13 protein-coding genes are annotated in these 14,819 nt (G+C 59.8%); 12 read left to right on the plus strand and 1 reads right to left on the minus strand.

Annotated elements, in window-relative coordinates; translation table 11 throughout:
• Positions 1–235: 235 nt before the first annotated feature.
• From BcanWU425_RS05240 to BcanWU425_RS05260, 5 genes are all read left to right on the plus strand, one after another.
• Positions 236–901 (plus strand): response regulator transcription factor, encoded by a 666-nt coding sequence (locus tag BcanWU425_RS05240; protein ID WP_204512504.1) that lies wholly within the window; start codon positions 236–238, stop codon positions 899–901.
• A complete protein-coding gene (locus BcanWU425_RS05245) occupies positions 898–2,319 on the plus strand; it encodes a sensor histidine kinase (RefSeq protein WP_204512503.1) in 1,422 nt (473 codons plus the stop codon). Before BcanWU425_RS05240 ends, BcanWU425_RS05245 begins: the two co-directional genes overlap by 4 nt.
• Positions 2,320–2,405: 86 nt before the next feature.
• The gene (locus tag BcanWU425_RS05250; RefSeq protein WP_204512502.1) at positions 2,406–3,482 is read left to right on the plus strand and encodes an ABC transporter substrate-binding protein; all 1,077 of its coding nucleotides are present in this window, start codon (positions 2,406–2,408) and stop codon (positions 3,480–3,482) included.
• Between the two features lie 271 nt (positions 3,483–3,753).
• Positions 3,754–5,061: an MFS transporter gene (locus BcanWU425_RS05255; protein ID WP_018453164.1), complete on the plus strand. Its 1,308-nt coding sequence runs from the start codon at positions 3,754–3,756 to the stop codon at positions 5,059–5,061.
• A 77-nt stretch (positions 5,062–5,138) separates the two neighbouring features.
• Positions 5,139–5,936 (plus strand): substrate-binding domain-containing protein, encoded by a 798-nt coding sequence (locus tag BcanWU425_RS05260; RefSeq protein WP_085350788.1) that lies wholly within the window; start codon positions 5,139–5,141, stop codon positions 5,934–5,936.
• A 120-nt stretch (positions 5,937–6,056) separates the two neighbouring features.
• Here the strand turns inward: BcanWU425_RS05260 and BcanWU425_RS05265 are convergent, their stop codons facing one another.
• The gene (locus BcanWU425_RS05265; protein WP_204512501.1) at positions 6,057–6,236 is read right to left on the minus strand and encodes a hypothetical protein; all 180 of its coding nucleotides are present in this window, start codon (positions 6,234–6,236) and stop codon (positions 6,057–6,059) included.
• Positions 6,237–6,272: 36 nt separating this feature from the next.
• On the opposite strand from BcanWU425_RS05265, the gene BcanWU425_RS05270 reads away from it, so the two are divergent.
• The 7 genes from BcanWU425_RS05270 to ppa all read left to right on the plus strand — a co-directional run bounded on the left by BcanWU425_RS05270 (position 6,273) and on the right by ppa (position 14,815).
• Positions 6,273–7,592 carry an MFS transporter gene (locus tag BcanWU425_RS05270; RefSeq protein ID WP_026232474.1) on the plus strand — a complete coding sequence of 440 codons (1,320 nt, stop codon included), beginning with the start codon at positions 6,273–6,275 and terminating at the stop codon, positions 7,590–7,592.
• A 62-nt stretch (positions 7,593–7,654) separates the two neighbouring features.
• Positions 7,655–8,692 carry an isocitrate/isopropylmalate dehydrogenase family protein gene (locus tag BcanWU425_RS05275; RefSeq protein WP_204512500.1) on the plus strand — a complete coding sequence of 346 codons (1,038 nt, stop codon included), beginning with the start codon at positions 7,655–7,657 and terminating at the stop codon, positions 8,690–8,692.
• A 4-nt stretch (positions 8,693–8,696) separates the two neighbouring features.
• Positions 8,697–10,019, plus strand: coding sequence for an MFS family transporter (locus BcanWU425_RS05280; RefSeq protein ID WP_210350919.1), 1,323 nt, complete (start codon positions 8,697–8,699; stop codon positions 10,017–10,019).
• Positions 10,020–10,094: 75 nt separating this feature from the next.
• Positions 10,095–11,753: an acetolactate synthase large subunit gene (locus tag BcanWU425_RS05285; RefSeq protein ID WP_018453170.1), complete on the plus strand. Its 1,659-nt coding sequence runs from the start codon at positions 10,095–10,097 to the stop codon at positions 11,751–11,753.
• A 73-nt stretch (positions 11,754–11,826) separates the two neighbouring features.
• A complete protein-coding gene (locus BcanWU425_RS05290) occupies positions 11,827–12,195 on the plus strand; it encodes a phasin family protein (protein WP_143273907.1) in 369 nt (122 codons plus the stop codon).
• Positions 12,196–12,236: 41 nt separating this feature from the next.
• Entirely contained in the window at positions 12,237–14,291 is a 2,055-nt protein-coding gene (gene acs / locus BcanWU425_RS05295) for an acetate--CoA ligase (protein ID WP_231190207.1), read from the plus strand.
• Positions 14,288–14,815, plus strand: a complete 528-nt coding sequence (gene ppa / locus BcanWU425_RS05300) for an inorganic diphosphatase (RefSeq protein ID WP_018453173.1) — start codon at positions 14,288–14,290, stop codon at positions 14,813–14,815. The genes acs and ppa overlap by 4 nt, the downstream gene beginning before the upstream one ends.
• The last annotated feature ends 4 nt before the right edge of the window (positions 14,816–14,819 follow it).

Raw genomic sequence — 14,819 nt, forward strand, 5'->3', positions numbered from 1 at the left:
AAAGCTGCTCGCTGTATCGTTACGTGTTGCCACACGATATGGGGACTGGCCTGGCAAAGTCGAACCGTCGAGGGAGGGGATGCCGGGAAGCACGCGGCCCTCTCCTGGCGAAGTGTCCGAAGGATGCGAGCCGTACATCCGCGAGGAAGCTCCGATTTGATCTTTCGATACTGTCCTTCTAGCCTCACGGTGACGTCTCCCGCGCACGGATGGTGCGAACGCAAGGGTTTGTTCAGTGAGGATTCTGATTGTCGAGGACGATGCCGCCATGGCGCGCGGCCTTGCCGAGCGGCTCAAGCTGTCCGGGTTCGCCGTCGATATCGAGTCTGAAGGGGCTTCGGCAGCGCAGACCGCCTTGCTGGAACCCTACAGCCTCATCATCCTGGACATCAACTTGCCGAACGTGTCGGGTTTCGGAGTCCTACACAAGATACGGCAAGCCGGGTCGACCGTTCCGGTCATGATTCTGACTGCCCGTTACGCGACCGGCGATAAGGTCAGCGGGCTCGATCTCGGCGCCGACGATTATCTCTCCAAGCCATTTGATATCGCCGAATTTGATGCCCGCGTTCGTGCGCTCGTGAGAAGGGGACAGGGGCTTCCAAATCCAACCTTGATCTGTGGCCCGCTCGCGTTCGACCGCGCCGCGGGCACGATTACACTGAGCGGCCGGCCGCTTGAATTGCGACGGCGCGAGTTTGCCGTGCTGGAAGTGCTGATGACCCGCGCCGGCAAAGTCGTCTCCAAGGAGCGCCTGATCGCGGAGGTATTTGGCTTCGACGAGGCGGTAGCGCCGAACGCGGCGGAACTCTATGTTGGTCGCGTTCGCCAGAAACTCGGTCCTGACGGGCCGCGAATCCGAACCGTCCGCGGGCTAGGCTATCTGCTGGAGGTACAGTGATCGCCACCTGGCGGCCGTCGTTGAGGCGAACGCTCCTCACCAATCTGGTGGCGCCCGCCATTGTATTGGCGATGGTGCTTGGAATCGGCGGTATGTTGCTGATCCAGCGCGTTGTGCAGACAGTTCATGACCGGTTGCTCGATGGGTCGGTTCTCGCCATCGCCGAACGCGTCGGCGTGGAAGATGGCGAACTGACGGTCGACTTGCCGCAGGTTGCGCTCGGCATGCTGGAAAGCCAGTCGCACGACAGCATCTATTACAGCGTGACTTACCTCGGCGAATTGATCACCGGTTACAAGGATCTTCCACTGTCCGGCTTCGATCGATTGAAGGCTGGCGAAACCGGCCATCGCGATGGCGCGTATCGCGGCAAAACGGTTCGTATCGGCGCGCAGGCGCGGCAGGTCTACGGCAGGCCGGGGCTGGTCCTCGTCGCAGTGGCCGAAACGGTGCAGGCGCGCCGCGTCGTCGAAAGTGAAATGCTGATCGGACTGGCGATGCTCGAGGCCGGGTTGATTAGCCTGATCGCTTGCCTCGGCTGGTACGCCGTCGATCGAGGCCTGAGGCCGCTTGGCGAGCTCAAGCAAGAAATCGACGCGCGCGGTATTCAGGGCGGTCCAAATCTCAGTCCGCTCGACCTTTCCCGGGTGCCGCAGGAAGCTTTAGCACCGGCGCTCGCGGTAAATTCCCTGCTACAGCGGCTGGATCTGGCCATCGGACTGGTGCGCCGATTCACAGCCGATGCCTCGCATCAGATGCGAACCCCATTGGCGATACTGCGGACGCATCTCGATCTGGTGCGACGCCTGGGGTCGGAAACGCCGGCGGGCCAATCTGCCCTCGACGAGGTCGATAACGCCATCAACCGCCTTGAACGGCTGCTCGGGCAGCTCGTGACACTGGCACGGGCCGACGAGCAGAACATTGCGCAACCGGCCGCGGAGAACGTTGACCTGAATGAGGTCGCCTTCAATGTCCTGTCGGAGCGTGCCCCACAGGCTTTCGCGAACGACATCGACGTCCAGTTCGATCGATCCGACTGTCCCGCGGTCATCGCCGGCAATACGGTCCTGATTGGCGAATTGCTGGCAAACCTGATCGACAATGCGATCCGCTACAACCGCCCCGGGGGGATGGTCCTGGTTCGCGCGGTTGTTGACGCCACGACCGCGCGAATTGAAGTCGAGGATACCGGTCCGGGAATTCCGGAGGCCCATCGGGCCCGCGTCTTCGAGCGTTTTTATCGGATTCCGATGGCGAACGGCCCTGCAGGCAGTGGTCTTGGACTGGCCATCGTGAAAGCCTTGTCGGACCGTCTCGGGGCCCAAATCGTGCTTGCACCTGGCCCGGAAGGCCGGGGTCTGCGGGTTTCCGTGAGCTTTCCTCTTGCCAAGCGTGATGGTGAAAGCTCAAGTTGAGGCCGGATTGTGCGCTGCCGTACGAATGGCTGCGGTCCTGAACAACTGAAGTCCGCAAAGCGGCTCATGGACGAGGAAACGTCACGATGTCGGCTGCCAAAGCCTTGGCCTTGTGCGTCGGGATCTTGCTGACGTGGCCTGCCATGTCGGAGCAGGCACAGCTCGGCCCTCTCAAAGGGCAAGCATCCGCTATCGCCGGAGCTCGAGAGCAACTCAACATCGTATCGACGACCCAGGACGCGGACGTCGCCGACTTGCTTGCCGATTTCCGGGCAAGTCATCCGGACATCGAGATCGTCCATACAAAGATCAACTCGAACGATATCTACAATCAAGTCGTGGATCCCTCGACCTCCAGTGCAGCACCCGGAGACATTGTCTGGAGCTCCGCGATGGATCTGCAGATCAAGCTCGTCAATGACGGCTATGCTCAACCCTATGTCTCGAAGGAAATTGCGCATATCCCGGATTGGGCCATCTGGAAAGACGAAGCCTATGCCATCACGGCGGAGCCGATTGTCATTGTTTATAACAAGAACCTCGTTGCGGAGTCCGATGTACCCCGAACCCGCACTGACCTGAAGAGCCTTCTAAGCCGAAAGCCTGACATCTATCGAGGTAAGATCGCAACCTATGACCCGGAGCAGAGCGGGACCGGTTTCCTGTTCATCACGCGCGATGCCGGAATCACCAGGACAACGTGGGATTTGGTCCGTGCGTTTGGCAGCGCCGGTATCAAGCTCTATTCGACCACCGGAACGGTGCTTGATCGGATTTCATCCGGCGAACATCTGCTCGCCTACAATATGATAGGGTCTTACGCGATCGAACGGGCCAAGGAAGATGCCTCTATCGGAATCGTGTTTCCTGCCGACTACATCACCTTGATGTCGCGAATAGCCTTTATACCCGTCACCGCGCCCCACCCGGAATCCGCGAAATTGTTTCTTGATTACCTGCTTTCAGAACGCGGCCAGAAATTTCTCCTGGCCCGGTCAGTCGGTCCTGTGCGCCTCGGTCTCGGCGCGGAAGGCGTGATACCTGCGGATCGCAGCGGCGCAGTCAAGCCGATCCATATTGGTGCAGAATTGCTCACCTATCTCGATCAATCGAAACGAGCGAGCTTCCTCAAAGAGTGGCGCCGCGCGTTGCAGGATCGATAGAAATCCAGGGATCTGGATTTCAGACGGAATAACATCCGAGAGAAGCCCCCCATATCTGCCGGCTCATCAAGCGCGTCGTCTTCAAACCGATTTTCTTGCGGAGTGCGGCAGCGACAGGTTGGTGACAGGCAGCTGATATACGATGAGGCAGCAATCGTAGCTTGAACGATCGCTCCTCGCGTATCGGTCAATCCGGCCGCGATCAAGTTTGCAACACCTGCAAGACGGGTGAACAAGACAAAAAAACATAAACGATAAAAGGGAGGACGGCATGACGGTTACCACCGGACAGTCGAAGCTTGGCATGGTGCTCCGCGTCACCAGTGGCAACTTTCTTGAGATGTTCGACTTCTTTCTGTCGGGCGTCTACGCGTCGTACATCGCCAAGGCATTCTTCCCACTCGAAAATGAATACGCGTCACTGCTGCTGACCTTCGTTGCGTTTGGCGCAGGCTTTCTGATGCGCCCGCTCGGCGCCATCATCCTCGGCGCCTACGTGGATCGGATCGGCCGGCGCCAAGGCCTGATCGTTACACTGTCGATCATGGCTGCCGGCACGGTGCTCATCGCGTTCGTGCCAAGTTACGCAACCATTGGCATATTGGCCCCGATCCTCGTCTTGATCGGACGCCTGCTGCAAGGCTTCTCGGCTGGCGTCGAGCTTGGTGGGGTTTCCGTCTATCTCTCGGAAATGGCCACACCGGGAAAGAAGGGTTTTTACGCCAGCTGGCAATCGGCAAGTCAACAGGTCGCGATCATCGTCTCGGCCTCGCTGGGTTTCGCTCTCAATGCATGGCTTGCACCGGCGCAGCTTGACGATTGGGGCTGGCGTATTCCGTTCTTCATCGGCTGCCTGATCGTTCCTTTCGTATTCTTCATTCGACGCTCGCTGCAGGAAACCGATGAATTCCTGGCGCGGAAGCATCATCCGACACCCCGCGAGATCTATCGCTCCATCCTCGCAAACTGGAGCATTGTGCTTGCCGGGATGATGATGGTGATCATGACCACGGTGTCGTTCTACCTCATTACCGTCTACACGCCGACATTCGGCAAATCGGTCCTCAAGCTGACCGCGGCCGATGGCCTGATCGTGACGATTTGCGTGGGAATATCGAACTTCATCTGGCTTCCCATCATGGGCTCGTTGTCCGATCGGATTGGTCGTCGGCCGATCCTCATCGCCTTTTCGACTTTGGCATTTCTGACTGCATATCCCGCGCTTTCCTGGTTGGCCGCAGGCCCGACGTTCCCGAAGATGCTGACGGTCCTACTTTGGTTGTCTTTCATCTACGCCAGCTACAACGGCGCGATGATCGTCGCATTGACCGAAGTCATGCCGGTGGGTGTACGAACGTCGGGATTCTCCCTCGCATATAGTCTGGCAACGACGTTCGGCGGGTTTACGGCAGCGATCTGCACCTGGCTGATCGCTGCCACTGGTGACAATGCGTCGCCGGGATATTGGATGAGCGCGGCAGCGCTCTGTGGTCTGGCCGGGACGTACCTCGTTTACAGGCCGCAACAACGACGCGCGCTATCCGGCGCCAATTCGGTCGAGACGGTGATAGGGACGTGACCACCAAAGTGCTCGATGACGTCGACCGTCATCGAGCAAGCACAGTCCTCGAATAATTGCATCGAAGGAAATTGCCGATGAGCGTGACGATCGTCGTGCGCAGGCTAGTTGCGCTAAGCTTGCTGATTGTCTTGGCGGCCGCGGCTGGAATCGCCAAGGCGTCCGAAGTCAGGGTCATGATCTCGGGAGGCTTGGCGACGCCTTATAAGGAGCTCGTACCGCAATTTGAACGCGCGACGGGAAATACGGTCGTCACGGCCTATGGCCCCTCGATGGGAACGACGGAGAACGCCATCCCCGTGCGACTGGCACGCGGCGAGGCGGCGGACGTGCTCATCATGGTCGGCGACGCGCTTGGCGAGATGATCGAGCAGGGCAGGGCGGTCAGAACCAGCCGCGTCGACCTGGTACGCTCGCCAATCGGGATCGCGGTACGCGCCGGAACGCCAAAGCCTGATATCGGTACTCCTGACGCATTGAAGCAGGCACTGTTGAACGCGAAGTCAGTTGCATACTCCGACAGCGCCAGCGGCGTCTATGTGGGCACCGAGCTGTTCAAGCGTCTCGGGATCGCCGCCGAGATGAAGGACAAGGCCAAAATGATTCCGGCGGAGCCGGTCGCGAGTGTTGTTGCACGCGGTGACGCCGAACTCGGCTTTCAACAGATCAGTGAACTTCTGCCGATCGCTGGAGCCGACCTTGTCGGGCCGCTCCCGCCAGACGTCCAGAAAATCACGATCTTTTCTGCAGGCATAACCTCCGGTGCCAGTCAGCCGGAAGCCGGACGGGCTCTGATTGCCTTCCTCGCTTCCGCTGCTGCTGCTCCGGCCCTGAAAAAAGCGGGTCTCGATCCCTTTGCAGCATCGGAGAAATAGACCGCTTCAGATCTGCGCGAGGCGGACGATTCCAGCGAAGGGGGACTTGATAATGAAGCAGTATCTCAACAGCTTCGGCGCACGCCAGACACTTGTCGTCGGTGCAAAGAGCTACGCCTACTATTCGCTTGCCGCAGCGGAAAAGAATGGCCTTCCCAGCATCTCCAGAAGCTCGCGATCGAGATCCGCGAGTCCGATGGCGCGAATAAGGCCATCATACCCTTGACCTGCCGCATCGATACGCTCGACGAGCTTGAATATTTCCGCAACGGCGGAATTTTTCAATACGTCCTGCGCCAACTCGCTGCCTGATCGTCAACCCGAAACGAGGACGCCATGCCAACGAATTCCGCGCCGCTACCGAGGATCGAAGCGGAAACCATGCGCCGCATTACATGGCGCCTGCTTCCGTTTTTCATGGTGTGCTATTTCATTTCATACGTTGACCGCGTCAATGCCGGGTTTGCGGCCCTGCAAATGAACAAGGATCTGGGCCTGACGCAGGCTGCCTTCGGGGCGGGCGGGGCGCTGTTCTATATCGCCTACATTCTTTTCGAGGTCCCCAGTAATCTGGCGATGCAGAAAGTTGGCGCGCGGATCTGGATCGCGCGCATTATGATCACATGGGGGATAGTCGGTATTCTCTCCGCTTTCGCGGTAGGGCCGATTACTTTTTATCTGAGCCGCTTCTTGTTGGGTGCAGCGGAGGCCGGGTTCTTTCCTGGTGTGATCCTGTATCTGACCTTCTGGTTTCCGGCGGCCTATCGCGCACGGATCGTTGCGGTTTTCATGGTGGCGATACCGCTATCGAGCTTTTTGGGATCGCCAATATCCGGCGCTTTGCTGGCGATGGATGGCGTGCTCGGCCTTCGTGGTTGGCAATGGCTTTTCATCGTTGAAGCCATTCCGGCCGTCCTGCTCGGCCTGGTCTCGTTCTTCGGGCTTCCGAACAAACCCGCTGATGCAAAATGGCTCGAGCCGGAGGCGCGCAATTGGCTCGACGCGCGCCTGCAGTCGGAACGATCGATGGCGAAGCAGGTCGGCCACATGTCGCTGTGGCAAATTCTGACCAACAAATATGTGCTCATCCTCGGTTTGATCTATGCGGGAAGCTCGGCCACGAGCAACGCGTTGTCGCTGTGGCAGCCTCAGATCGTGAAATCGTTCGGGATGTCCAACATGGAGACCGGCTTCCTGAATGCCATCCCATTTGGCATCGCCTCCGTTGCGATGATCTTTTGGGGAAGATATTCGGACAGGTCGAACGCCCATGCCCAAAACACCGCAATACCACTTGCGTTATGCGCAACGGCGCTGCTTGCGACCATGCTCACGAGCTCATTACCCGTGACGCTTGCTATTCTGAGCGTGGTCTTGATCGGTAATTATTCGATCAAGGGACCATTCTGGGCCCTGGCGACTGGGACACTCTCTCCGGCAACTGCTGCGGCCGGAATTGCCGGCATCAATACCCTGTCGCACATCGGCACTTCTGGCGCGGTGTGGCTGCTCGGCGTCATTAAGGAGGCGACGGGTAGCTTCCCCATGGCCTTGATACCGCTGGCTTTGCTTCAAATCGCCGGGATCATCGCGGTGCTTTGGATCAGCAAGCAGGAAACGCTACCCGCCACCTCCGCCGCAAGCCCCGTACATTGAGTGCAAGGCAGCATGTCTGACATTCACAAAACCCCGCGGCTCTCATCTTCGAGGACATAGTAATGCCTGCTCAATCCAAACCGAAGCGGCCCGCTACGCTCATTCCAGGCGATGGTATCGGCCCCGAGATCGTGAAATCGGCCGTCGACATTCTCGAAGCGCTCGGCTCTCCATTCGAATGGGACATCCAGCAGGGTGGCCTGGCCGCGATCGAGGAAAGCCGTGATCCGCTGCCGCAGGCGACGCTGGACAGCATCCGACGTACGCGGCTCGCCCTGAAGGGCCCGCTAACGACGCCGGTGGGGGGAGGATTCCGCTCGATCAATGTTCGTCTGCGCGAAGAATTCGGCCTTTACGCCAATTTGCGGCCGGTTCGAAGCATGGTTCCCGGAGGACGATTCGACGAAATCGATATCGTGCTGGTGCGCGAGAACCTCGGCGGGCTCTATGTCGCTTTCGAACACTATATTCCAATTGGGGAGGATCCGCACGCGGTCGCCATTTCGACCGGGGTCAATACGCGTGAAGGATCGCGCAAGATCATCGAATTCGCATTCGACTACGCGCTCAAGAACGGTCGCAAGAAGGTGACCGTCGTGCACAAGGCCAACGTGCTGAAGGCGCTGACCGGCATCTTTCTCGAGGTCGGTCACGAGGTTGCAAAGAAGTACGAGGGCAGGGTCAAGATGGACGATCGCATCGTCGATGCCACGGCGATGCAGCTCGTCATGAATCCCTGGCAGTTCGACGTCATCGTCACCACCAATTTGTTCGGCGACATCCTGTCCGATCAGCTCGCCGGGTTGGTCGGCGGTCTCGGCATGGCTCCCGGTGCCAACATCGGTCCGGATGCGGCGATCTTCGAGGCCGTGCACGGCTCGGCGCCGGATATCGCCGGCAAGGGAATCGCCAATCCGCTCGCTTTACTGCTGGCGGTCGGGCTGATGCTGGAGCACATTGATCAGCCTGATCTCGCAAACCGTCTTAGAGCGGCAATTGATCAGGTCTTGCGCAAGGACGGCGTTCGCACGCCCGATCTGGGCGGCAAGGCGTCTACTGGCGACTTCACGCAAAGCATCATCCGTCGATTGGGAGGCTAAGCAAATGGTTGCTATTGCTGCATCGCACCCGACAATCCCCGCTGACAGCACGGCGCAAAAGCTCTCGCGTATCAAGGCGATTGTGGCTGCGTCGTCCGGAAATCTGGTCGAGTGGTACGACTTCTATGCTTACGCATTTACCTCGATCTATTTCGCGGCGGCGTTCTTCCCGTCTGGCGACCAGACCAGCCAGTTGCTGGCGACGGCCGGCATTTTCGCCGTAGGGTTCTTCATGCGGCCGCTCGGTGGCTGGCTGTTCGGCTGGATCGCCGATGCGCATGGCCGCAAGAATTCGATGGTGCTGTCGGTGCTGCTGATGTGCGCGGGATCGCTGATGATCGGAATGCTCCCCACGTACCAAACAATCGGCGCCGCGGCGCCGGCGCTCCTACTGTTTGCGCGCATGGCACAAGGCCTGTCGGTCGGCGGGGAATATGGAACGGCGGCAACTTATATGAGCGAGATTGCCGGCAAGGGCAACCGCGGGTTCTATTCGTCATTCCAGTATGTCACGCTCATCGGCGGGCAACTTCTCGCACTCCTCGTTGTCGTGGTTCTGCAGCAAACCTTGTCGCTCGACGAGCTGAAGGAATGGGGATGGCGGGTGCCTTTCCTGTTCGGCGCCGTCGCGGCCGTTGTGGCGTTGTATCTCCGCCGCTCGTTGCAGGAGACGGCCTCGGCGGAGACCATGCACCGCAAGGAGGCAGGTTCTCTCTCCGGCCTCTGGCATCATAAGCGCGCGCTGCTGATCGTTCTCGCATTCACGATCGGCGGATCGCTATTTTTCTATACGTTTACGACCTACATGCAGAAATTCCTGGTCAACAGCGTGAAGCTGGATGCCAAGACGGTCAGCTCGATCATGACCGCTGCCCTGATCGCCTTCATGCTGCTGCAACCGGTGTTCGGGGCGCTATCGGACAGGATCGGCCGGCGCAACAACATGATCCTGTTCAGCGCATGCGCTACCCTCGCTGCGGTGCCGCTATTGATGGCATTGTCCAGCACCACCAACGTCTACGCCGTTTTTGGCCTGATCATGATCGGTCTTGTGATTGCGTGCTTCTATACCTCGATCAGTGGCGTCGTGAAGGCCGAACTGTTTCCGCCCGAGGTGCGCGCCCTAGGCGTCGGACTTCCCTACGCGATTGCCAATGCGATGTTCGGCGGAACGGCGGAATATGTTGCATTGTCGCTGAAATCGTCCGGATACGAAACCCTGTTCTTCTGGTACGTCGCGGCGATGGCGCTGGTCGCCCTGGTCGCGTCGCTCTGGATGCCGGATACGCGGACGCGAGGCTATCTCGACGGCGATGGCCGGATCTGAACTGAAACACGACGGCCCCGTCATGCCTGCGACGGCGTCCGGAGAGCATTGAATTCGAATGGGAGAGACGCGCTGATGGCCAAGGGATCAGATTTGTTGGTTGCCGCACTCGAGAACGAGGGCGTCGACCGAATTTTCGGCGTTCCCGGCGAGGAGAACCTCGATGTCGTGGAAAGCTTGCGCAACTCGTCGATCAAGCTGATCCTGACACGCCACGAGCAGGGCGCGGCCTTCATGGCCGCGACTTATGGACGGCTGACCGGCAAGCCCGGCGTGTGCATCACCACGCTTGGCCCTGGCGCATTGAACCTGACGACTGGCGCCGCCTACGCGCTGCTCGGCGCCATGCCCATGATCATGCTCACGGGCCAGAAGGGCATCATGAGCAGCCGACAGGCCAAATTCCAGATCGTCGATGTGGTTAGCGCTTTCAAACCGTTGACCAAGCTGTCGCTCCAGATCGTCAGCACAAGCGGCATTCCGACAATCGTTCGCGATGCCTTCCGGATCGCCATGGAAGAGCGTCCGGGTCCGGTTCTTCTGGAACTGCCCGAGGACATCGCGGGCGAGGAATCCGAAGACGTCGCGATGGTGGCGCCGCATCCGATCGAGATCCCGGTCGCCCATCGTGCCTCGCTGGATCGCGCTGCCGACATGATCCTCAAGGCCAAGCGGCCCTTGATCATGCTCGGCGCCGCCGCGTCCCGGCCGCGCAGCACGGCCGGCATCGGCGGCTTCGTCCGCCGCACGAAAATTCCGTTCTTCACCACACAAATGGGCAAGGGAACGGTACCCGGCGGCAGCAACCTCTACATGGGGACGGCTGCACTCAGCGAGCGCGATTACGTTCATGAAGCGGTCGACCGAGCCGATCTGATTATTGCCATAGGTCACGACACCATCGAAAAGCCGCCCTTCATCATGGGCCCCAAAGGTCCTCAAGTCATCCACGTCAGCTACACGCCGGCCAACGTGGAGCGGGTCTACTTTCCGCAGTGCGAAGTGGTCGGCGATGTTGGACCGAGCCTGGAGTTGCTGGCCGATCGTCTCGAGGGGCGGCTGCATCATGCCGGCGCGCTGTTAAGCCTTCGCGAAAGTATCCTGGCCCGGATCGGCGATCGCGCGACCGAGGACCGTTGGCCCCCGACGCCGCAACGCATCGTGCACGATGTGCGAAAGGTCATCCCTGAAGACGGCGTCGTCGCGCTGGATAACGGGATGTACAAGATCTGGTTCGCCCGCAACTACCGCACCTATGTGGCGAACACGCTGCTGCTGGACAATGCCCTCGCGACAATGGGCGCCGGGCTGCCATCCGCCATGATGGCGGCGATGCTGCATCCGGAACGCCGCGTGCTCGCGGTCTGCGGCGACGGCGGCTTCATGATGAATTCGCAGGAGATGGAAACCGCGGTTCGCCTTAAATTGAATCTCGTCGTGCTGATCCTGGAAGATTCGGCCTATGGCATGATCCGCTGGAAACAGGCGGTCGATAGTTTCCCGGACTTTGGCCTCACGTTCGGGAATCCGGATTTCGTCAAATACGCCGAGAGCTACGGCGCGAAAGGCTCGCGGGTCGAAAGCACGGATTCGTTGATTCCGACGCTCGAAAACGCTTTCAAAGGTGGCGGTGTGCACCTCGTCGTCGTGCCGATCGACTACAGCGAAAATACCCGCGTGCTCGTGGATGAACTTCGCGAGAAGCTGAAGCAGGTTATTGAGCCGACCGTGTGAGCCGTCGGCGAGGGCCGATTGATGAGCTGAGCTGAAATTGGCGTGGTCGCAAGCGCCGGCAATGGAGAGTGCAATGAGTGAGCAGATCAACGAGCAGGCTGAGAAGATGCGGGAAATGGCGCAGACCACGCTGGACAAGGCGAAAGAGGCTGTGTCGAAATACATAACCGAATCCCAGAAGTTGAGAGAGAAGGCCGATTCCAGCGTTCGCTCAACCTATTCGGCGGCGAAGGAGATGAACGAAAGAGCCGTCGCGTTCGCCGAGGAAAATGTGGCTTCGGGCTTCGAGCTTGCGCAACGGCTGTTGCATGCCAAGGACCCGCAGGAAATGGGTGCAGTTTATCAGAGCCATCTCAAGGAGCAGATGGAAAAAATGAACGCGCAGTTTCGCGAGCTTGCAAGTGCAATGAACCAGCCGTCGACTGTTGACCTGAATAAGTAGCGCCGGTCGCCTCAGAGCGAAATCAAATCGCTGATCACAGGATGTTGCCTGCACGCGTTCCGAGCGCGGACGATGCATCATCCGATCAAGACAATCGCATCGCAGTGCGTCGGGGAGGCTCCAAGGTGGGCACGGAAAAGTCAGATACGCTGATCCATGACGTGCCGGCCGGCTGGGCACGGCGGGCTCATGCTGACGCTGCGAAATACAGCAGCATGTATGCTTCTTCGGTGTCGACGCCGGATGCTTTCTGGGCGGAGCATGGCAAGCGGATCGACTGGATCAAGCCGTTCACGAAGGTGAAGAATACCTCCTTTGCGCCCGGCAAGGTCTCGATCAAGTGGTTCGAGGACGGCACCACGAATGTGGCGATGAACTGCATCGACCGGCATCTTGCCCGGCGTGCCGGTCAGGTCGCGATCATCTGGGAGGGCGACGATCCCGCCGAATCCAGGCACATCACCTACGCGGAGTTGCACGATCAGGTCTGTCGTTTCGCGAATGTCCTGAAAAGTCACGGTGTGAAGAAAGGCGACACCGTCACGATCTACCTGCCCATGATTCCGGAAGCCGCCTATGCCATGCTCGCCTGCGCGCGAATCGGGGCGGTCCATTCCATCGTGTTCGGCGGGTTCTCGCCGGATGCCCTGGCCGGACGTATCGAGGGCTGCCAGTCCAAAGTCCTGGTCACCGCCGATGAGGGGCTGCGCGGCGGGCGCAAGGTACCGCTGAAGGTCAATGCCGACGATGCGCTGAAGAAGGTGGCCGGCATCGTGAAGACGATGATCGTGGTCAAGCGCACCGGCGGTGGCATCGACTGGGTCGACGGCCGCGACGTCTGGTACGCGGACGAGGTGGCAAAGGCCTCGGCCGACTGCGCGCCGGTCGAAATGAACGCGGAGGATCCGCTATTCCTTCTTTACACGTCGGGTTCAACCGGTGCTCCAAAGGGCGTCGTTCACAGCACGGGTGGCTATCTCGTTTTTGCGTCGATGACGCACCAGTATCTGTTCGACTATCATGACGGCGACATCTACTGGTGCACCGCCGATGTCGGCTGGGTCACCGGCCACAGCTACATCGTCTATGGGCCGCTGGCCAACGGCGCGACCACGCTGATGTTCGAGGGGATCCCGAACTATCCCTCAACATCGCGCTTTTGGCAGGTCGTCGACAAACACAAGGTCAACATCTTCTACACCGCGCCGACCGCGATCCGTTCGTTGATGGGTGCGGGGGAAGAGCCGGTCAAACAGACCAGCCGTGCGTCGCTGCGCTTGCTCGGCTCGGTGGGCGAGCCGATCAATCCGGAAGCGTGGGATTGGTATCACCGCGTGGTCGGCGATGGACGTTGTCCGATCGTCGATACCTGGTGGCAGACCGAGACAGGCGGCATCTTGATCTCGCCGCTTCCCGGCGCGACGGCTTTGAAGCCCGGTTCGGCAACCCTGCCGTTTTTCGGAGTGATGCCGGAAGTGGTGGACGCAAGTGGTGCCGTGCTGACCGGCGCATGCGAAGGCAATCTCGTCATCGCCGATTCCTGGCCAGGCCAGATGCGCACGGTCTACGGCGACCACGAGCGCTTCATGCAGACCTACTTCGCGACCTATCCGGGCAAGTATTTCACCGGCGATGGCTGCCGGCGCGACGCCGACGGCTACTACTGGATCACCGGCCGCGTCGACGACGTCATCAACGTATCCGGTCATCGCATGGGGACAGCCGAAGTCGAAAGCGCGCTCGTCGCACATCAGAAGGTTTCCGAAGCCGCTGTTGTCGGTTTTCCGCACGACATCAAGGGGCAGGGCATCTACGCCTACGTCACCTTGATGTCGGATGCGGAGCCCTCCGGAGAGTTGCGCAAGGAACTAGTGGCCTGGGTCCGCAAGGAGATCGGACCGATCGCCGCACCCGATGTCATTCAGTTTGCGCCGGGCCTGCCCAAGACCCGCTCTGGAAAGATCATGCGTCGTATTCTGCGCAAAATCGCCGAGGACGAAGTCGGCGCGCTCGGGGACACCTCAACCCTGGCCGATCCGGCGGTGGTCGATGATCTCATCAAAAACCGCCATAGCCAAAAGGCGGCGCCGAAATGAATATCGACGCGATTTCGATCGGCGACAATCCCCCGGAGGACGTCAATGTCATCATCGAGGTTCCGATCGGCGGTGAACCGATCAAATACGAAATGAACAAGGCGGCGGGCGCGCTGTTCGTCGACCGCTTCCTGTATACGCCGATGCGCTATCCCGGAAATTACGGCTTCGTTCCGCACACGCTTTCGGACGATGGGGATCCGATCGACGTGCTCGTGGCCAATTCGCGGCCGATCGCTCCTGGCGCCATAATCAATGTGCGGCCGATCGGCGTGCTCAAGATGGATGACGAGGGCGGCGGCGACGAGAAGATCATCGCCGTGCCGATGCCGAAACTGACGATGCGCTACGCACACGTCAACGGGATCGCCGACATGCCGCAGATCGCGATCGAGCAGATCCAGCACTTCTTTGAACACTACAAGGATCTGGAGCCGGGGAAGTGGGTGAAGGTGATCGGATGGGGCGACAGTGCCGAAGCGCGCCGGCTGATCGTCGAGGCCATCGCGCGGGCAAAGAGCTGAAACC

The sequence above is a fragment of the Bradyrhizobium sp. WU425 genome, assembly GCF_021052305.1.
Classification (GTDB): Bacteria; Pseudomonadota; Alphaproteobacteria; order Rhizobiales; family Xanthobacteraceae; genus Bradyrhizobium; species Bradyrhizobium canariense_D.